This window comes from Kineothrix sp. MSJ-39 (assembly GCF_018917935.1).
In the GTDB taxonomy this organism is placed as follows: Bacteria; Bacillota; Clostridia; order Lachnospirales; family Lachnospiraceae; genus CAG-194.
On the sequence record NZ_JAHLPN010000008.1, the window covers coordinates 79,661 to 99,465 of the forward strand.

A 19,805-nucleotide genomic window follows, 5' to 3' on the forward strand; every position below is an offset into this window, starting at 1 on the left:
GATAAAAGTCTCGTTACTTACCCACAATAACCGGCCTTTCGGCGTGATGACGATCATTATGACATCAGCAGATGCAAACTACTCCCTTTTATAGTAAATATCCTATGGCAGGAGTATCAGGAAGTCAACCACAAGCCGGCAAAGAACCGGTAAAGGTTTGGCAGGTCTTATTTGTTATCCGGTAACATTTTATCGGTGATCAGGGATAAGCCCTTTCCGATCAAAATACATGCAACTGCCAAAGCTACCGTAATGCCTGCACAAAGTAATACACCTGTTAATCCTGTTCCCATTTTTAATAATCTCCTTTATTCTCTTTATTTTGGTATGTTAGATTTGAGAGTAAAGGAGTTTGTTTTTCTGCCCGTCCTGATCATGAATATAGCGGATGATAAACTGACGGCTGCACAGAAATGCCGCTGCCAGATAAAAGAGCATGAGCGTCATCAGGATGCAGAATGCACCATAGACTGTTGCTTCATGACAGGTAAGATCGGCTTTGGTATTGGTAAGACGTCTTACCGTAGAGCGGTTTAAAACGACCGCATGACTTGCATAAAAGGTTTCTTCCGCGTTGATGAAATCCGGAATGATCCCCGTATCTTCTTCCAGAACACAGGGAACAGAAGCGGCCTGTGTATAACCAAGATAGGGCACTTCATCCGCAGAAGGCATTTCGGGATTTTTGTCCAGAACAGAAAGAAGGAGCAGAACAAGAAGAAGCAGGCAGGCAGTTCTGCCACGTCTGTAAGATACCTGTTTCATATAGACTCCTCCTTTCGTGCATTTTATCCTGCTTCATTATATGCTCCTGTTTTTCTGATTTCAATAGGATTCCAGTTAAGATTACAGGGAAAAAATCCCGGCGCGATTGCAGATGGGAAAAGATTGAAAATACAGGTGGGACAAGTTACAATAAAGAAAGAATAAGAACGGACACGGAGGTGTTTTATGAAGCAGGAACAGATACTTGCACTACTGCAGGATATGTGGCTGACAGAAAAGATCGGACAGATGGTACAGATGGTCGGAATGCTCTATGATGCAAAGGAGCAGGGAATTGTAACCGGACCTATGATGGCGGATATGAAGGTAACGGAGGAAGACCTGAAGATGGCAGGTTCCAGTCTCCTTTTATATGGCGGGGAAAAACTTGCCAGGATCCAGAAAAGCTATATGGAAAATCAGCCGCATCATATTCCACAGATGTTTATGTATGATGTGATCCACGGCATGAAGACAATCTTTCCGGTTCCGCTTGCACAGGGAGCCAGCTTTGATCCGGCGCTTTCAAAGGAATGTGCATCTGTAGCTGCAAAGGAGGCTGCAGCCGGCGGAATCCACGTGGCATTTTCGCCGATGGTAGATCTGGTGCGTGATCCCAGATGGGGACGTGTGATGGAATCGACCGGGGAAGATCCGTATTTAAACGGACTGTTTGCGGAAGCCATGGTACAGGGACTGCAGGGAGACGACATGAGCCGGGAAGGAAAGGTCTGTGCCTGTGTGAAGCATTTCGCGGGATACGGCGGTGCGATAGGCGGACGTGACTACAATACGGTAGAAGTATCTGAAAATTCCTTCCGCAATGAATATCTGCCTGCTTATGAAAAAGGGATCAAAGCAGGGGCCGGTATGGTGATGACATCATTTAATACGGTAAACGGTGTTCCGGCGACGATCAATCAGTGGCTGATGAAAAAAGTGCTCCGGGAAGAAATGGGATTTAATGGGGTATTGATCTCAGATTTTGCGGCTATTTATGAAACGATCGCGCATGGCTGCTCGGAGGATGCCAAAGACGCAGCGCATAAAGCAGCACTTGCGGGTGTGGATATTGATATGATGACAGAGTGCTACAGAAGTGAGCTGGTCAGACTGGTAGAAGACGGAACGATTCCGGAAGCACTGATCGATGAAAGTGTGCTCCGTATTCTGACACTCAAAAACAAGCTCGGGCTGTTTGAAGATCCTTATCAGGGCATGGGCGCTGAAAAAGAAGCGCAGGTGCAGCTGACAGAGGCGAACAGAGCACTTGCCAGAAAGGCAGCAGCACAGACCTTTGTACTTCTGAAAAACGAAGGCGGACTGCTTCCGTTATCAACGGAAAAGAAAATTGCCTTTATCGGACCTTATACAGACAGCAAGTGCCTGATCAGTACATGGGCGATCTCCGGCGATGTAAAGGACTGTGTGACGATCCGTGAGGCGGCAGAAGAAGTATTTGACAGCACCAGAACCACATATGTGCAGGGAAGTGCTTTTATGCCACAGGGCTATGTATTTGAAGGATTTGATCAGGCAGGGAACGTGCTGCCTGTGGAATATACGGAAGCAGAAAGAGAGCAGATGCTGCGGGAAGCGATAGAAGCAGCAAAGCAGGCAGAGATCGTTGTAATGCCGATCGGAGAATATTATCTGCAGAGCGGCGAGGCAACAAGCCGGGGGGACATCCGGATTCCGGAGCCGCAGCTTGTGCTTTTGCGGGAGATCGCAAAGGTCAATGATAACATTGTGGTCGTGCTGTTTAACGGAAGACCGCTTGACCTGCGGGAAGTGCAGGAAAATGCGAAAGCAGTGCTGGAAGTATGGCTTCCGGGAACAGAAGGCGGTCATGCCATCGTAGACGTACTGACGGGAAAAGTAAATCCGGCGGGAAAACTGCCGATGAGTTTCCCTTACTGTGTAGGGCAGATTCCTGTTTACTATAATCATTTGGAAACGGGAAGACCGAATGATCCACAGAAAAAAGAACGGTATCTGTCAAAATATCTGGATATTCCCAACGAGCCGCTATATCCATTTGGATACGGGCTTTCCTATACAAGGTTTACAGTATCGGATGTTACCCTTTCTGCAGATAAACTGACAGAGGACGGAGAGATAACAGCATCCGTATGCATACAAAATACGGGAGAACGGGAAGGCAGCGATGTACTGCAGCTTTATATCCGTGATGTGACAGCTTCTGTTGCCCGCCCTGTAAAAGAATTGAAAGGGATCGAAAAGGTCAGTCTGAAGCCGGGCGAGAAGAAAGAGATCAGCTTCCGAATCACCGAAGAAATGCTCCGGTTTGTGCGTTCGGACGGAAGCTATGGAAGCGAACCGGGTAAATTCCGTGTATGGATTTCGGACAGCAGTGATAGTGGCATGTATCAGGAGTTTTTCTTGTAATATATTGCTGTCTTGTTTATAATAAAGAAGAATATGGAAATTAAATGACATGAGGAGGAAACTGATAAATGAAAATAGCGGTTTTAGAGAGAAACAGTGTCGGAACAGACATTGACGTAACCTGTTTTGAAGATTTTGGAGAGGTTGCTTATTATAGAAATACTGTAGCGGCAGATACGGCTGAAAAGGTAAAAGATGTTGATATTATCATCGCCAACAAGGCGCCAATGAACGAAGAGACATTAAAAGATGCACCGAATGTAAAGCTGATCTGTGAATTCGCGACCGGATTTGACAATATTGATCTGGAATACTGTAAAAAAAGAGGAATCAAGGTTGCCAATGTAAAAGACTATTCCACAGCCGCAGTGGCACAGCATACATTTGCCCTGGCACTTTACTTATTGGAGCATCTGCCACATTATGATACCTATGTAAAGGACGGTGCTTATGGAGCGCAGGATCGGTTCAGCAATTTTGATCTGCCTTTCACAGAGCTTGCAGGCAAGACATGGGGCATTATCGGAATGGGCAATATCGGCAGAATGGTTGCAAAGATCGCAACAGCTTTCGGCTGTAAAGTTATTTTCCATTCCGTAACAGGAAAGAGCACCTGTACGGAATATGAGCAGGTATCCAAGGATGAGCTGCTGGCGCAGTCCGATATTTTATCCCTGCACTGCCCGCTTTCTGACCTGACGAGAGACTTTATCGATAAAGAGGCACTTTCCAGGATGAAGAAGTCCGCTCTTCTGATCAACGTGGCAAGAGGTCCGGTTGTCAACAATACGGATCTGTATGAAGCGCTGGAAAGCGGAGAAATTGCGGCAGCAGGACTGGATGTACTGGAAAAAGAGCCGATCGCGGCAGACAACCCGCTCGGAAAGATCTGGGACAGCAACAAACTGATCATTACACCGCATATGGCATGGGCTTCCGTAGAAGCACGTGAAAGACTGGTCAATGAGGTTTATAAAAATGTAGAAGCCTTCCTGAAAGGTGAAGACAGAAATATCATTGTGTGATATAATAATCTGAAATAAACCGTAATAACAAACGGCAGAATGTAATATGGGAACAGTGTGAGAAGGCGCTGTTATAAGGAGTTACTATGGCAGATAAAGAATTAGACAAGAATCAGCAGGAAGAGGACATCGATATTGATGCGCTCTTTGCAAAAATGATGGCCGATAAAGCAGCCAGCGGAGAAGAGATCAAGCAGGCTGAAGAAGAGCCGGTTGAAGCTGCGGAAGCGGAAGAGACACTTGCAGATACGGCAGAAGAAAATCCTTCACAAGAGTCTGCAGACGATATAGAGGCAGAAGAAGCAGAACCTGCGGATGCAGAGATTACAGAAGCTGTGGAGGATGCAGCGCCGGCAGATACAGAAGCGGAAGAGCAGTCCGTACCGGAAGCAGACATTGCCACAGAAGATGCGTTCCCGGAGGAGGGCTCAGATATAGCAGAGGAAGCAGCTGCAGAAGAAAGTGGGCAGGAAGAATATGTTCCGGTTGCAGATATCGGTACGAAAAAGAGATTTTTCACTTTCTCACGCAGAATGTTACTTCTGGCACTTGTTCCGATGCTGGCAATCTGTATCATGATCACCATGTTCAGCACAAAATCATTGCAATCCGGTCTGGAAGCGGAGATAGAGAAATCTCTTCAGATCGTGGCAACTTCTCTGGACGAAACATACAGCAATCTGTATGAGGGCGATTATAAGCAGGATCTGACAGGACGTGTGACCAAGGGCGAAGTGCTCATTACGGGTGATAACAAGCTGCTTGATGCACTGAAGGAAAGAACCGGATTTGAAATGACTCTGTATTTCAACAATATGAGACTGATCACAACCGTTAAGAGAGAAAAAGGCGGCAGATCTACCGGAACGAGACTGGATAAAGAGATCGCCGAAAAGATCAAGAACGGAGAATCCGTTTTCGTGGAAAATGCGGAGATCGAAGGAAATGTATATTATGCCTATTATCAGCCGCTCTTAAATGCGGATGGTTCGGTGGCAGGTGCGATCGGTGTTGCAAAAGAGGCAGAAGATGTACAGGCTAATATCAAGGAGCAGACGACAAAGATCATCATCATGTCTGTGGTTCTGATGGGTATTGTATCGATCATCATTGTACTTCTGGCATCCAAGATGGTATCTGTTATGGAAGAGACAAGAAAGTTCCTGGGACAGATCGTAAAGGGTGAGCTTTCTACCAATGTGAATAAGAAGATCACAAAGCGAAACGACGAGCTGGGAGATATTTACAATATTTCCATTCAGTTGCAGAATGAGCTGAGACGTATCGTATCAGATATTAAAAAATCCTCTTCAGACCTGATCACATCAGCAGATCAGCTGACAAATATGGCGGTCAATACAAGAGGAACTGTAGATGTAGTATACCAGTCACTGGAGGAAATTACCAAGGGTTCTGCAACGCAGGCTGACGAAACAGGTGTTGCAAAGCATAATGTTGACCGTATCGGCGAGCAGATCACCTACATTACAGATGAGGTAGATGCACTGACAAGACATGCGGAACAGATGTCAGATGCAGAAAAGGCTTCTGAGGTGATCATCGGTGAATTAAACGCTTCCAATGAGGAAGCAAGTACTTCAGTAACAAAGATTGCGGAGCAGATCAATACACTGCATGATTCCATTGCATCCATCCAGTCCGCGATCACAATGATCCAGAATATTGCGGATGAAACAGATCTTCTTTCCTTAAATGCAAGTATCGAAGCTGCCAGAGCAGGAGATGCAGGTCGTGGATTTGCAGTCGTTGCACAGCAGATCAGTAAGCTGGCTGAGCAGTCCAATACGACGGCAGAGGAAGTAGAAAAGATCATTGCAGAGATCATTTCCGAATCTAACCGTATGGTTGAGGTAATGGAAGAAGTGAAAGTGAAGATGGATCAGCAGCAGCAAAAACTGGATGAGACAATGGAGAAATCCAATGCAGTGGCTGTTGGTGTCAGCAACTCACTTGATAATATTGAAAATATCCGCGGAAAGGTCAGTGTTCTGAGTGATTCAGGAGACGCTATCCAGGATGTGGTACATAACCTGGCATCTATTTCCGAGCAGAATGAGGCTTCTACAACAAGTACAATGAACTCTGCGCAGGGCATGAGCGATACGATGAACAACCTTGAGGTTTCATCCGAAAACCTTCGCCAGCTCGCCGGCAAACTCGACGAAGCCCTCGCGATTTTTAAGATGTAACAAACTGAGAGGAAAAAGAAAAAGTGGAATAATCCGAGCAAGCTTGCTTGCAGAGGATTACTCCACTTTTTCTTTTTTTGGCGAAGCCATACATGAGCAAAATGAGCTACGTAGTAGCGAGAAGCCTCGAAGAGGCGATTTTGCGAATGTACTCGCAGTTTGTTATAGATATCAAACCGTCTGCGGAGCAGACGATAGAGCACCGAAGGTGCGGGTTTGCGAGTCTACAGTATAAAAAAGGAACATTCCCGGCAGAGGAATGTTCCTTTTTCTTTTCGAAGCCATACATGAGCAAAATGAGCTACGTAGTAGCGAGAAGCCTCGAAGAGGCGATTTTGCGAATGTACTCTCGGTTTGTTACAAGTGTCAAACCGTCTGCGGAGCAGACGATAGAGCACCGAAGGTGTGGGTTTGCGAGTCTACGATATAAAAAAGGAACATTCCCGGCAGAGGAAAGTTCCTTTTTTCTTTTTATTTACGGCGAAGCCTATTACATCGGCTTCTTCGTTCCACATTCGGTACAGAACTTGCCTTCATTCTTTGTACCGCATTCCGGGCAGAACCACTGCATTTTCACAGGTTCTTCCGGTTTCTTGGCACCACACTCGGTACAGAACTTACCGCTGTTCTTTGCACCGCAGCTGCAGATCCATTCGCCTGCTGCGGGAGCACTCTGCTGTGGAGCCGGAGCTGCCTGCTGAGGCTGGGCTTGTGCTGCCTGCGCCTGTTCCTGTGCAGCCATGTTAAATAATGTATTGGCATTTAAACCGCCTGCAGCGTTTGCCATATTCATGCCTGCAAAAGCCATCATAGGACCTGTGCTTGTATTGCTGGCAGCGGCTTTCATTGCTTCTGCCTGTGCACTTGTCAGAGTGGCAGCAGCCATGCTTGTATTGCGAAGTACTGCAGTCTTCTGCAGATCTTTGATCATCTTTTCGTCTTCCGGAGAAGCAGTAACTGTATTGACACCGAAAGAAGCAACTTTAATACCACGAAGATTGGTCCATTTCTCGGAAAGAACTTCATTTAATGCATCTGCAAGCTCCATAGTATGAGCAGGAATGTTGCTGTAACGGACACCAAGCTCGGAAATCTTTGCAAAAGCAGGCTGGAGTGCTGTCAGAAGCTCTGTTTTCAGCATACTGTCGATGTTGTCTCTGGTGTAGTCGTCTGTCACATTACCGCAGACATTGGTGTAGAACAGAAGCGGATCTACGATCTTATACGAATATTCACCGTTGCAGCGAAGCGCGATATCGATATCCAGTCCGATATTATTGTCTACGACACGGAACGGTACCGGATTCATTGTACCGTATTTATTGCCGAGGATCTCCTTCGTATTGATGAAGTACACACGCTGATCCTTAGCCGGATCACCACCCATGGAAATACGTTTTCCGATTATGGCGAAGGTCTGTTTGATGCTGTCACCCAGAGAACCATAGAAAATACTCGGTTCGGATGATGTATCATAAACAAATTCACCCGGTTCAGCACAAACTTCCACGATCTTACCCTGATCCACGATCAGCATACACTGTCCGTCATTGACAGCAATAATAGAGCCGTTGGAAATAATATTATCCTCGCCCTTTGTGTTGCTGCTTGACCGCTTATTGCTGGTGCGCTTTTCCCCTTTTGTTACCAGTACATCTGCCGCCATGGAGTCACAGTAAAAATACTCACGCCACTGATCTCCGAGTGCAGATCCGATTGCATTTCCGGTTGCTTTAATTAATCCCATAATTTCCTCCTTTATATGTATGCATTATATGATTGATGCAATTTTAATATTTTGATTGGCTGCCAGATCCAGAAATTTATTACAACATTTGATCGTCGGCTTGGAAAGATAAGAAGGATTCATAAATACAACTTCCCCTTCCAGTCCATTGTTTAATAAAATACGTTCGCCAATAAAGCTGTTGCTGATATGTCTCAGAAATTCCAGAAACAGCTCCGGATCATATTTCTGAAAACCGTCCTGCTCAAATGACTCGATCACGGAGAACGGACAGAGCGGATTACGATAGCATCTGTTACTCGTCATGGCATCGTAAATATCAACGATCGTGACCATTTTGGCAAAGAACGATATCTTATCGGCAGTAAAACCATACGGATAGCCACTGCCATCACATTTCTCATGATGCATCAGAGCTGCATTCTTAACTTCTTCAGGCAGATTATACTGGTCGAGCAGGTTATAACCGTCAAGCGGATGACGCTTGATCGCTTCGAACTCGGTCTTGGTAAGAGTGCCCGGCTTTTTCAGAATCGCTTCCGGTACTTTCAGCTTACCGACATCATGGAATAATCCACAGGATGTGGCAAGGACACGCTCATCCTTACTCAGGTTCAGCCATCCGGCAAAAATATTGCAGATAATGGCAGAATTGATACTGTGCGCATATGTGGAATCGTCGTAATCCCGCATATTCAGCAGCATATCCATCATGCTGATGGAGGAAGCATTGCCTTCTCCGATCAGGGCAAGCGTCTGGGACAGCAGATTTTCCGCATCAAAGCTGGAATTGGATTCTGCGATCTGGTTCAGCCCTGTCTGCAGAGATTCCACATGATCTTCAAAGCTCTTTTTGAAATTGATAAAATCGGGATTTGATTTGATACGTTCACTATAAGAAGGCGTGTCAAAAAAACTGGTCTGCGGCGGCGCAACTTCTTCGTCCTCAATGCGGACAGAGTAAATTGCGAAGGCTTCCAGCTTTTCGATTCCGTTTTGCGTGAGGATGATCTTTTTCGGAAGGATCAGTTGTCCATCTATGGAAAAAATGTCTTCCGCAGTGATCATACCGGGATGTAGATCTTTTACAAGAAGTTTTCTCATACGCATTCCCACCTCTTTGCAGAAATATTACTATCTATATCATAGAAGAAATTGGAATGCGTGTCAATGAAAAGAGAACTCCCTTACGGAAGTTCTCTGATCAGATTACGGATTGTTAAAATATAAGCGGGAGAAACGGATAATTCGTCAATTCCCATCTCAATAAAACGTTTTGTCAAAGCAGTGTCACTGCCAAGTTCACCACAGATACCAACCCAGCAGTTTTCCTTATGGCCGTTGTCGATGACCATCCGGATCATGCGCAGGATAGCTTCGTGGTGAGGGTTATAAAAGGTATCCAGTGCTTCGTTCTGCCTGTCGATCGCCAGTGTATACTGGGTCAGGTCATTCGTACCAATGCTGAAGAAATCAACTTCCTTTGCCAGAAGATCACTGATCATAACGGCTGCAGGGGTTTCGATCATAATACCGATCTCAACTTCTCCGAACGGAATCTGCTGCGTGGTCAGTTCATCGCGAACCTGGGCAAGGATTTCTTTGATCTGTCTGACCTCTTCCACAGAAGTGATCATTGGGAACATGATCGAGATCGTACCATAGGCACTGGCCCGTAAGATCGCACGGAGCTGCACCTTGAAGATCTCGGGTCTTTCCAGACAGATACGGATCGCACGAAAGCCCATTGCAGGATTTTCTTCTTTTGGCAGGTCGAAATAAGCAACCTGCTTATCTGCACCGATATCAAGTGTGCGGATGATGACCTTTTTGCCTGCCATATTTTCCGCAACAGTCTTGTAAGCGTGGAACTGTTCTTCCTCGGTCGGATAATCCTGTGCTTCCAGATATAAAAATTCGCTGCGGAACAGTCCGATTCCGCCTGCATCGTTGGCAAGGGCGGCTGCAACATCGGATACGTTACCGATATTGGCGTAAAGGTTGATCTTTTTGCCGCTTTTTGTAACGGTTTCTTTTCCTTTCAGTTCCGCTAAAAGCTGTTTCTGCCGTAGTTCTTCTTCTTTTTTTGCCTGCATCTGGGCAAGAAGTACTTCATCAGGCTCGATGATCAGTGTTCCGTTATGCCCGTCTACGATCGCCATTTTGCCGTTCCATTCGTCTTTGACCGGAATCCCCACAAGAGCGGGAATCCCCATGGTGCGGGCTAAGATAGCGGTATGGGAATTGGAAGAGCCGAGTGTTGTCACAAAAGCAAGCAGGTTATCTTTATCCATCTGTACAGTTTCGCTGGGTGCAAGATCTTCTGCCATGATAATAACCGGCTCCTTGATCTCGGACTCGCCGGACTGTCCCATAAGAACGCGGATCAGGCGGTCGGAGATATCTTTGACATCGGCTGCACGTCCCTGCATATATTCATCATCCATGGATGCAAATAACTGGGAGAAGTTATCGCCGGTGCTTGCAACCGCAAATTCTGCATTTACCTGCTGGGAGCGGATGATATGGTACACGCTGTCGAGGTAATCATCATCATCGAGCATCATCATATGGATCTCAAAGATCATAGCACCGGATTCACCGACCTGGGCAAGTGCTTTGTCATAAAGAGCCTGTAACTGGGCACCTGCTTCTTCACGCGCACGGTCGAAACGGCTGATCTCAGCTTCCGGATCAGTGATCTTTGTTCTCTTAACCTGCTGTTGTTCTTTTTCATATTTGCAGATCTTTCCGATCGCAATCCCATTAAAGATTGATTTTCCCTGATAGGTTTCCATATCATATCCTCCTTGCTATACCATAAAGTAACTCCCGTGTAAGGCACATCGATGCTTTGGTTTTATAAAGTTTCAGCGAAAAATGCCTGCATAGCAGCAGCGGCTGCATCTTCATCAGGACCTTCTACTGCAACAGTAACGGTATCACCGCATTTGACACCAAGGGACATCAGTGCCATGAGTTTTGTAAGCTCTGCTGTCTTTCCGTCCTTTGTCAGTGTAAATTTGGAAGAAAATTCCTTTGCTTTCTTTACGATCAGTCCAGCAGGTCTTGCATGGATTCCGATCTCGTCTTTGATTGTGTACTGAAATTCTTTCATTTCTTTTACCTCCTTGAGATTATTTGAATAAAAATGGTTTCGTATTTTATCTGTCTGTCACTTTGCAGTCAAAGCCGGAGAGTGTGTAAGCGTTGACTTTCATATCACCTGCAAACTCTACTGTATGTGCATGCCCGGTCTTGTAATATCTGCTGCTAAATACATAATGCCCGTTATTGACAAAGATTTCAATAGTAGAATGATCGACCAGGATCTGCAGACTGCTCACTTTATTTTCTCTGATTTTTGCCTTTCGTATACAACGGCCACAGCCTTTTGCATCTTCCGCGCTGCATTCCTGATCCGGTAAGAAGGAAAGAGAGAAAACAGCGGAAGCTGCATCATACTGAAGGCGCATTCCTTTGTCAATGATAATGGAAAAATCTTCATTTCCCGTCATATCTGCCAGCATTTCAAAGGCACCTTCTGTCAGAAAACGATCTGAAGGAACGATGATTTCTTCTTTGCGCAGGGCGGATAATTCTTTTACCGGATTCTGGCAGATGTCGCCGGATGCATCAAGCGTCAGTTCTCTCGGAACAGTCAGTGTATGCTGCCAGCCTTCTGCAACAGTCGGATTTTCATATTCGATATCGCCGATGCCCATCCAGCCGATCAGGATTCTTCTGCCTGCTTCATCAACGAAACTCTGCGGTGCGTAAAAATCAAATCCCATATCCCATTCTGTGAAAGGAGATAAGGTGTAATTTTCCAGATCTCCGAGGATGCGGTAATAGCCGGACTGATAAACGTTCTGATACCGATATTCCTCTGCTGCAATACCCTGTGGAGAAATGGAGAGGAAACGTTTTCCGTCGATCTGGAACAGATCCGGGCATTCCCACATATAGCCAAAAGGCTTTTCGGATCCGATGTACTGCTTAAAATGAAAATGTTCTTTATCCGCAGCTTCATAAAGAAGAACACAGCCGACATCATCTTTTGTTCTGGCACCGAGTACCATATAGTATTTCCCGTTTTCTTTAAAAACCTTAGGATCCCTGACATGGCAGGATAAGGTATGCGGGTAATCTGCGCTTGTTAAAAGACATTTCTTGGCAGAAGCTGTGATGCCGTCTTTGGATGTGACCAGTGTTGTATTGGAGCCACGTCCTTCATAGGTAAAGTCGAAATCACCGTCTTCCTTTGTATTGCCTGTATAATAAAGATACATGGTATCGTCTTCCACAAGCGCGCTGCCTGAATATACACCATCTTTATCCAGATCGCAGTCCGGTGATAAAAAGATGCCTGTATAAGTATAGTTTACAAAATCTTTTGTTTCATAGTGTCCCCAGTATTTATCTCCTTCGCCGATGGCGGAGTAAGGAGAATACTGGAAGAAAATATGGTAAGTACCATGCAGCTGGCAGAGTCCGTTTGGATCATTCAGCCAGCCGGATGGTGGCATCAGATGAAAGGAAAGTGCGGAATCTGTATGGGAAACCTTAGCCATGTGAGCCTGTTCCAGTTCTTTGATCTTTTTGTTGTCCTGTAATGTATCGTGAACCATGATAGATAAACTCCTTTTGTATTGTTTAGGTCTGGCAGATCTTATGAGATCGTAAGCTGCTGCTCACCGATCCGGATTTCGCCGTATTTGCAGTTATTGACAGATGTAAAGTCATCGCTGTTTGTGACAATGACCGGTGTTGTCAGGTCATAGCCTGCATTTTTGATCTTTTCTGCATCGAAACGGATCAGTTCCTGTCCTTTTGTGACCTCCTGTCCGCTTTCCACTAAGGCGGTAAAGCCGTCTCCGTTCAGTTCTACGGTATTGATACCGATGTGGATCAGAAGCTCTACGCCGTCCTTGCTTTCCAGCCCGATGGCATGCTTTGTATCAAATACCATGGTGACTGTTCCGTCAAACGGAGCACATACTGTATTGCTGCTTGGCAGGATTGCGGATCCCTGTCCCAGCGCACCACTGGCAAAGGTCTCATCTGCAACTTCGGCAAGTGGGACAACGCTGCCGTTTAATGGAGCGAAAACAAGCTTTTCTGCGGTTTCTGCATCAGAAGTAACTGCAGGATCAATAGTTTCTGTTTCGGCAGTTTTTGTTGTAACTGCATTTTCTACTGTAGTATTTCCGGCGTTAGCAGGAGCTTCCTTGTACATGATCCAGGAGCAGAGGAAAGCAACTGCGAAGGCAACAAGCATGATCAGTGTATACTGCAGGGTATAATGTGTTGTGATCAGGTAACCAAATAAACCGGTAATTCCGTAAGCAGTCGCGCCGACATGTGTCAGACCTGCTACAAGACCGCCGCACGCACCACCGATGCAGCCTGCGATAAAGCATTTGAAGTAACGCATATTGACACCGAAGATGGCAGGCTCTGTAATGCCAAGGAAGGCAGAAAGAGAAGCCGGAAGTGCCATGGATTTTGTTTTCTGGTTTTTCGTCTTTAAAGCAAGTGCCAGAGCAGCAGCGCCCTGCGCCACATTTGCGGCAGTTGCGATTGGCATCCAGGTATTGATACCGTTTGCGGAAAGCATACCTGCTTCTACTGCATTATACATATGGTGGATACCTGCTACAACGGTCGGAGCGTAAATACCGCCGATGATAAAGGAACCGATACCAAACGGAAGGGTGATCAGATACTGCACACCATTTAAGATCCAGTTCTCAAGTGTAGAGAAGATAGGTCCGAAAATGGTAAGTGTCAAATAACCGGTTACCAGTACGGTAACGAGCGGCGTTACAAAAAGATCTATGATCTCCGGTACGATCTTGTGCAGCTTCTTTTCAAGAATACTCATGAACCAGACCGCAATGACAACAGGAATGACGTGACCCTGATAACCGACCAGATTGATCTTGTAAAGACCGAACCAGACATCTGCGGTCGGAATATCGGTTGCGCCCGCAACGCTCCAGGCATTCATCAGATCGGAGTGGATCATGATCATGCCAATGACAGCACCGAGATATGGATTACCGCCGAATACCCTTGCTGCACTGAATGCGATCAGGATCGGTAAAAAGACGAAAGCTGCATTGCTGAACAAGTGGATGATCGTATAAGTAGGGGAATCTGCCATCTGTGGAAAGACATTGCAGAGACCTTCCAAAAGTCCCATCAGAAGACCGCTGGCAACGATCGCCGGAATGATCGGAACAAATACATCACCGAGTGTTTTGATCATACGTTTGAAAACGGATGTTTTTGCACTGGCAGCCTGTTTAACGTCTTCTTTTGTGGCTGCCTGGATTCCTGCAATGGCAATGAATTCATCATATACCTTATTCACAGTTCCGGTTCCGATGATAATCTGTAACTGGCCGGAAGCGTTGAACACGCCCTTTACACCATCGATCGCTTCCAGTTTTGTGACGTCCGCTTTTTCGTTATCGGCAATGACAAGACGAAGTCTTGTGGCACAATGTGCTGCAGAGATCAGATTCTCTTTTTTGCCGATTGCTTCATAAATTTCTTTGGCACAGATCTTATAATCCATGTGGCACCTCCCAATAATTGTAAGTAGTGGTTCATATCAAATGCAATCGTTATCACATTTATAAATATGATTATAACAATATAATCGACTGATTATGTGAAAATGATTGAAACAAGATATGAAATCGATTTCATTTCATACTTGTATTATAAGAGTGCAAATGTCACTTGTAAATTGTCAAAAATGAATAAATTATCTGAGGGAGAATTGTGGAATATGACGGTTCACGACAGGACGGGAACTATATTCATGACATCAGTCTGAAAATCATATAATAGGTTTTATCATAGGCTATACAGTCAGCACCGACGGAACCTCCCGTTTTTATAACATTTGTCTGTAAATAATACAGCCCAAGTCCCCGCCTGTTGCCTGCCTGATTCGATTTGGAAGTATCGGGATCTGTCTGTATCTGTTTGGTAGAATAGCCGCGCTTAAAAAAGTTGCCGGTTTCTTCGGGAGAAATCATGGCAGGAACCGGATTGCGGATCTCGAAATGCACATAGCCATCTTTGGAATTCAGCAGGGCATAGATCGTATCGCCCTGTTTGCAGGCTTCGATTGCGTTCTGCGTCAAAATGGTAATATAGTCGGTCAGTTCATGCTCCGGGACGTGGCTTTCCAGTGTGGTGGAAACAATATCAAACTGCATTGTGATGCCCTTTTCCTGTGCATGACCTGCCAGATTGTACAGAGAAGCTGCAAGCAGCGGCATATTGATCTGCAGAAGCGGATAATTTGCCATCGGATTGGCAAACCCCTGTGCGTAAGACTGCAGCGCTTTGGAAAGGGAATCGTAGTCCTTATACATAACAGGAAGATTGGCAAGGCTTTGCAGGCGGTTTACGTATTCATGCTGGTTAGCACGAATTTCCTGTATCAGGGAATCGTAGATCGGCATATTTTTATGATAGCTGTTGATCGCCTGCTGTTGAAGTCTGTTACGTTGGTCATAGTATAAAAGCCATAAATTGAGTGCAACAAGAAAGAGAGCTGTACAGCAATAGATAAGAGCTGAGACGGAACTGCTGTACAGTGTCAGAAAGTTCAATCTAAAAGATAAAAGAAGAAAAAGAAGAATCATATAACTGTTGATCAAAATCAGTCTGAACGGAAGTGCAGCATATCTGATGTTGTCATACATGTTGCGCAGGGCAGGAATCAGAAAGAGCACGGGAGTCATAATAGTCAGAGCAATATTGGCGATCAGCATAAACAGCAGCTCCGGCATTGGAATGAGACGGATCAGCAGAGTAAGCGGGATAGAAAACACGCCTTCTATGATAAGCATTGAGTTGTGCATCAGACAAAAAAGCAGATAGCGATCCTGCAAAGAGACCTCATCACGTTTTTGCTGTGTACACACATAAGTCAGATAAATGATATGTGCACATGCCCAGGTCAGAATGCCTTTATGATCCGGAATAAGGATACAGACAACAACAGGTAACGAAATCCCGAAGCTGTGGCTTATATGATTTATGCAGATAAGTTTTTGTGATATAGCAGGCAATAAAAAATTCACATATCGTGTCAAACATAGTAACTGCCAGTTCCATTGTGTGAAGCACCTCTTGTCTATTTGTTATATATAGATTTAATTTTTTATAACATTAATCTAAATATCATATAATAAGTTCCATCATGGCATACACAATCAGCTCCAACAGAGCCACCGGCTTTTGTGACATTCGTCTGTAAGTAATACAGTCCAAGGCCGCGTTTGCCATCCAGCGGATCAGAAGTGGCAGTATCATGATCTGTCTGTAGCTGTTTCGTAGAATATCCATGTCTGAAGAAATTGCCGATTTCTTCCGGTGAGATCATGGCAGGAACAGGATTGCGGATCTCGTAATGTACTGCTCCGTCTTTAGAATCCAACAAAGCATAAATCGTATCGCCCTCTTTGCAGGCTTCGATCGCATTCTGTGTCAGAATGGAGATATAATCGGTCAGTTCATGCTCTGGTACATGGCTTTTCAGCACTGCGGAAACAATATCAAACTGCAGCGTGATCCCTTTTCCCTGTGCGTGGCTTGCAAGGCTGTAGAGAGAAGCTGCGAGCAATGGCATATTGATCTGTAGAAGCGGGTAATTTGCCATGGGATTGACAAACTCCTGTGCGTAAGACTGCAGTGCTCTGGAAAGCGCATCATAGTCCTTGTATATGACAGGAAGATTGGCAAGGCTTTGCAGGCGGTTTACATACTCATGCTGGTTGGCGCGGATCTCATGGATCAGGGAATCGTAGATCGGCATATTTTTCTGATAGCTGTCGATTTCCTGCTGCTGAAGTCTGGTGCGCTGGTCGTAGTAAAGAATCCAGATATTGATGGCTGCAAGCAATGTCAATAGTGTGATGACAAGAGACAGTATTTCATAAATCTGTTTGGGGTAGATTTTAAAAAATGCCAAACAAAATAAAACAACCAGATAGGTATTCAGTATCAGAATACGGAGTAGAAAAGAAGCCTGTTTTACATAGTCAAACAGATGCTTGGCAAAAGGCAGCCGGAAAAATAGGACAGCAGAAACAACCGTCAGGAAATTGCCGAGCAGGCTGACACTGACTGTATGGAAAGACGTGATCCGGAATACAAAATACATAACGCCCAGAATCACACATTGTAAAAGAAAGATACTTCCATGAACAAGCATGAAAAGCAGAAAACGGTTCAGTGCCGTATCTTTGACTGTTGTAAAAATATAAACAAGATATAACAAAAGACCAAACACCCATCTGAAAACCGGATGGCCGGAAGGAAACAGGAGCAGTGTCAGTATTGTACATAGATAGAAAATAAGGTCACTGAACCGAAGACGCAGAGACCGGTGACTTTGCATTTTGATCACGAAGATTCCTGCAGAAGCTTCCAGAATCGGGTTAAGGATATATGTAATGATAATAGTAAGTATGCTGTTCATAATTATATGCCTTCTATTTGTTTGTTATAGGTAATCTTCCAATAGTGCAATGCCACTCTGGCTGACAGGGATCGTATCTTTTCCGGTCAGCAGATAACGGGCGGATCTGTCAAAGCCTGTTATATGATCAGGATTGATCAGATAGCGCCGGTGGCAGCGGACAAAGGATGTTCCGAGCTGCTGTGCTATGGCAGAAAGGGAATATTCTCTTGTCTGGATACAGCCATAGACCGTATAAATAAAAATAGTATGTGATCTGGATTCGACATAACGGATATCCTGTGGTTGTATCCTGTGACGGATCCGCTGTGTGTCCGCAATGTCCAGTACATCCTGTAAATAGCCGGTCAGAAGCATTTGTCTGAGTTGTTCAAGCACTGTTTCGCGCTGATAAGGCTTGGTAATAAAATTGTAGCAATGAAATTGTGTCAATGCCCTGGACAATTCTTCTGAGACAGATGTCAGGAAGAGAATCGGTGTTTTATAATATACGCTGATTTCACGGATCTTCTGTGCCAGTTGAAAACCGCTCCGGTCTTCTGGATCTTTGCGCAGCTGGATATCCAGTAAAAACAGGGTAAAATATTCATTTGCTGTAATAGAGTCCTGCAAAAATGCATGTGCGGCTTCAAAAGAGGATCCCTTTTTGATCTCCCAGCCCGGATACCGGGTATGAATGGTTTCGTAAAGCATTTCAAGCTGGATCGGGTCATCTTCAACGATTAGTATTTTTTGCATCGAGTGTAAATTTCCTTTTCATATTCGCATTCTCAATATAATGATATTATTATAGCAAAATCGACATGTGGCTACAAGTATTTCGTTGATTCAGGTCGTTATATACATGATTCGCGTCGTTTTGTGCATAAAGTATTGCAATCTATGTAAAGAGATGCATATATTGAATATGCATTCGATGGGGATAATCGAGAGGGAATTAAATAAAAGTAAAACAGGCATTTGCACCTTTCTTTCCGGTCTTGGAAAGAAAGGTGCAAATGCCTGTTTTATTGTGATATATCATATCAAACGGAAGCATGTTCCATGATTTCATAGCCGAGCATGGTTGTTTTCAACGGTACATTTTTCTTCTGCAGTTTTTCAAGCAGCATTCGGGCACCTTCTATACCGCTTGTCCGGTAATAATAGTGGATCGTAGTCAGGGATGGCGTCACAACAGCAGCGGTTTTGCCGTTTCCGAAGCCGCAGACTGCAATCTCATCCGGAATCTTGACATCACATTCATGCAGGTATTTCATGGCACCAACAGCGATCGTGTCGGTCGCACACAAAAGTGCGTCTGTCTCGGGATGTTTTTTGCGGATCTGGCGGGCATTGTCATAGCCGTTTTCCATATCAAAAGCCCCGATTGCAAGCTGATCTTCGGAAACCGGCAGATCATGATCCTTCATACAGTCCAGAAAACCGTTTCGTCTGTCCGTTCCGACAGCAATATCCTTCAAAGTAACACCGATGAAACCGATATGTGTATGCCCCTTTTCGATCAGGTACTTTGTCAGATCGTAGGCTGCATGGTAATCATCATGATAAATGCAGGAGGCAAGATCTGTTTTCTGTCCGAGGACAACAACCGGAATGGTCAGGGATTTTAAAAGAGCCTTATGCTTCGGCGTCAGCATGGTTGCAATGAGAATGATCCCATCCACATTGTTCTGGCGGAAGGTTTTGAGATAGGTCAGCTCCTGATCGGTATTGTTTTCCGTATTTGCAAGCAGAAGCTGATAGCCTGCTTCATTGAGCTCGGAGCTGATACCGGCGACAATACGCGAAATAGACTCCGAATCAATCTTGGGGATCACAACCCCGATGACCTTGGTGCGTTTTGTCCGCAGTGTCTGTGCCTGCTGCGACGGCGTATACCCGGTCTGTGCGATCACGCGGCGGATCGCTTCTTTCTTTTCTTCACTGATGTATCCCTGATTCAGATAACGTGAAACGGCAGCAGGTGAAACGCCTGCCATTTTTGCGATGTCACTGATATTCATGCTTTACCCTTACCTCCAAATGTTATGCAATAGATCTATATGAAAACGATATCATATATAGTATAAAATTGTTTCACATTTTTTTCAATATTCTATTGTGAAAAAAATGAGTTGTCGTTATACTAAATGGTA

The 19,805-nt window shown here is 45.0% G+C and carries 15 protein-coding genes; 3 read left to right on the plus strand and 12 right to left on the minus strand.

Annotated features, from left to right (window positions below; all coding sequences use genetic code 11):
• Window positions 1–167: 167 nt before the first annotated feature.
• Complete coding sequence (locus tag KQI22_RS13955) at window positions 168–293, minus strand: hypothetical protein (protein WP_256447417.1); 126 nt, start codon at window positions 291–293, stop codon at window positions 168–170.
• A gap of 37 nt (window positions 294–330) precedes the next feature.
• On the minus strand, window positions 331–765 hold the full coding sequence (locus tag KQI22_RS07140; protein ID WP_216551406.1) for a hypothetical protein: 435 nt from the start codon (window positions 763–765) through the stop codon (window positions 331–333).
• A 186-nt stretch (window positions 766–951) separates the two neighbouring features.
• On the opposite strand from KQI22_RS07140, the gene bglX reads away from it, so the two are divergent.
• The 3 genes from bglX (at window position 952) to KQI22_RS07155 (ending at window position 6,409) form a co-directional block, all read left to right on the plus strand.
• The gene (bglX, locus tag KQI22_RS07145) at window positions 952–3,174 is read left to right on the plus strand and encodes a beta-glucosidase BglX (RefSeq protein ID WP_216551407.1); all 2,223 of its coding nucleotides are present in this window, start codon (window positions 952–954) and stop codon (window positions 3,172–3,174) included.
• Window positions 3,175–3,242: 68 nt separating this feature from the next.
• Complete coding sequence (locus tag KQI22_RS07150; protein ID WP_216551408.1) at window positions 3,243–4,199, plus strand: D-2-hydroxyacid dehydrogenase; 957 nt, start codon at window positions 3,243–3,245, stop codon at window positions 4,197–4,199.
• Between the two features lie 86 nt (window positions 4,200–4,285).
• Complete coding sequence (locus KQI22_RS07155; protein ID WP_216551409.1) at window positions 4,286–6,409, plus strand: methyl-accepting chemotaxis protein; 2,124 nt, start codon at window positions 4,286–4,288, stop codon at window positions 6,407–6,409.
• Between the two features lie 490 nt (window positions 6,410–6,899).
• On the opposite strand, the gene KQI22_RS07160 is transcribed toward KQI22_RS07155, so the two are convergent.
• The 10 genes from KQI22_RS07160 to KQI22_RS07205 all read right to left on the minus strand — a co-directional run bounded on the left by KQI22_RS07160 (window position 6,900) and on the right by KQI22_RS07205 (window position 19,673).
• Window positions 6,900–8,156 carry an SPFH domain-containing protein gene (locus tag KQI22_RS07160; protein WP_216551410.1) on the minus strand — a complete coding sequence of 419 codons (1,257 nt, stop codon included), beginning with the start codon at window positions 8,154–8,156 and terminating at the stop codon, window positions 6,900–6,902.
• Window positions 8,157–8,180: 24 nt separating this feature from the next.
• The gene (locus KQI22_RS07165) at window positions 8,181–9,260 is read right to left on the minus strand and encodes an HD-GYP domain-containing protein (RefSeq protein ID WP_216551411.1); all 1,080 of its coding nucleotides are present in this window, start codon (window positions 9,258–9,260) and stop codon (window positions 8,181–8,183) included.
• Window positions 9,261–9,343: 83 nt separating this feature from the next.
• Complete coding sequence (gene ptsP, locus KQI22_RS07170; RefSeq protein ID WP_216551412.1) at window positions 9,344–10,954, minus strand: phosphoenolpyruvate--protein phosphotransferase; 1,611 nt, start codon at window positions 10,952–10,954, stop codon at window positions 9,344–9,346.
• A gap of 62 nt (window positions 10,955–11,016) precedes the next feature.
• Entirely contained in the window at window positions 11,017–11,274 is a 258-nt protein-coding gene (locus KQI22_RS07175) for an HPr family phosphocarrier protein (RefSeq protein ID WP_216551413.1), read from the minus strand.
• Between the two features lie 46 nt (window positions 11,275–11,320).
• Window positions 11,321–12,787, minus strand: a complete 1,467-nt coding sequence (locus KQI22_RS07180) for a glycoside hydrolase family 32 protein (RefSeq protein ID WP_216551414.1) — start codon at window positions 12,785–12,787, stop codon at window positions 11,321–11,323.
• 41 nt (window positions 12,788–12,828) lie between these two features.
• Entirely contained in the window at window positions 12,829–14,742 is a 1,914-nt protein-coding gene (locus tag KQI22_RS07185; protein ID WP_216551415.1) for a PTS beta-glucoside transporter subunit IIBCA, read from the minus strand.
• Between the two features lie 247 nt (window positions 14,743–14,989).
• Window positions 14,990–16,033, minus strand: coding sequence for a sensor histidine kinase (locus KQI22_RS07190; RefSeq protein WP_216551416.1), 1,044 nt, complete (start codon window positions 16,031–16,033; stop codon window positions 14,990–14,992).
• Window positions 16,034–16,347: 314 nt separating this feature from the next.
• On the minus strand, window positions 16,348–17,667 hold the full coding sequence (locus KQI22_RS07195; RefSeq protein ID WP_216551417.1) for a sensor histidine kinase: 1,320 nt from the start codon (window positions 17,665–17,667) through the stop codon (window positions 16,348–16,350).
• A 24-nt stretch (window positions 17,668–17,691) separates the two neighbouring features.
• Window positions 17,692–18,405 (minus strand): LytR/AlgR family response regulator transcription factor, encoded by a 714-nt coding sequence (locus KQI22_RS07200; protein ID WP_216551418.1) that lies wholly within the window; start codon window positions 18,403–18,405, stop codon window positions 17,692–17,694.
• 287 nt (window positions 18,406–18,692) lie between these two features.
• Window positions 18,693–19,673, minus strand: coding sequence for a LacI family DNA-binding transcriptional regulator (locus KQI22_RS07205; RefSeq protein WP_216551419.1), 981 nt, complete (start codon window positions 19,671–19,673; stop codon window positions 18,693–18,695).
• Between the last annotated feature and the right edge of the window lie 132 nt (window positions 19,674–19,805).

What these genes read in the sequence shown, in the direction of transcription:
- KQI22_RS13955 (WP_256447417.1), bottom strand. Translation starts at nt 293, where the DNA reads ATGGGAACAGGATTAACAGGTGTATTACTTTGTGCAGGCATTACGGTA.
- KQI22_RS07140 (WP_216551406.1), bottom strand. Translation starts at nt 765, where the DNA reads ATGAAACAGGTATCTTACAGACGTGGCAGAACTGCCTGCCTGCTTCTT.
- bglX (WP_216551407.1), top strand. Translation starts at nt 952, where the DNA reads ATGAAGCAGGAACAGATACTTGCACTACTGCAGGATATGTGGCTGACA.
- KQI22_RS07150 (WP_216551408.1), top strand. Translation starts at nt 3,243, where the DNA reads ATGAAAATAGCGGTTTTAGAGAGAAACAGTGTCGGAACAGACATTGAC.
- KQI22_RS07155 (WP_216551409.1), top strand. Translation starts at nt 4,286, where the DNA reads ATGGCAGATAAAGAATTAGACAAGAATCAGCAGGAAGAGGACATCGAT.
- KQI22_RS07160 (WP_216551410.1), bottom strand. Translation starts at nt 8,156, where the DNA reads ATGGGATTAATTAAAGCAACCGGAAATGCAATCGGATCTGCACTCGGA.
- KQI22_RS07165 (WP_216551411.1), bottom strand. Translation starts at nt 9,260, where the DNA reads ATGAGAAAACTTCTTGTAAAAGATCTACATCCCGGTATGATCACTGCG.
- ptsP (WP_216551412.1), bottom strand. Translation starts at nt 10,954, where the DNA reads ATGGAAACCTATCAGGGAAAATCAATCTTTAATGGGATTGCGATCGGA.
- KQI22_RS07175 (WP_216551413.1), bottom strand. Translation starts at nt 11,274, where the DNA reads ATGAAAGAATTTCAGTACACAATCAAAGACGAGATCGGAATCCATGCA.
- KQI22_RS07180 (WP_216551414.1), bottom strand. Translation starts at nt 12,787, where the DNA reads ATGGTTCACGATACATTACAGGACAACAAAAAGATCAAAGAACTGGAA.
- KQI22_RS07185 (WP_216551415.1), bottom strand. Translation starts at nt 14,742, where the DNA reads ATGGATTATAAGATCTGTGCCAAAGAAATTTATGAAGCAATCGGCAAA.
- KQI22_RS07190 (WP_216551416.1), bottom strand. Translation starts at nt 16,033, where the DNA reads ATGCTTATCATAGAAGGCGTGTTTTCTATCCCGCTTACTCTGCTGATC.
- KQI22_RS07195 (WP_216551417.1), bottom strand. Translation starts at nt 17,667, where the DNA reads ATGAACAGCATACTTACTATTATCATTACATATATCCTTAACCCGATT.
- KQI22_RS07200 (WP_216551418.1), bottom strand. Translation starts at nt 18,405, where the DNA reads ATGCAAAAAATACTAATCGTTGAAGATGACCCGATCCAGCTTGAAATG.
- KQI22_RS07205 (WP_216551419.1), bottom strand. Translation starts at nt 19,673, where the DNA reads ATGAATATCAGTGACATCGCAAAAATGGCAGGCGTTTCACCTGCTGCC.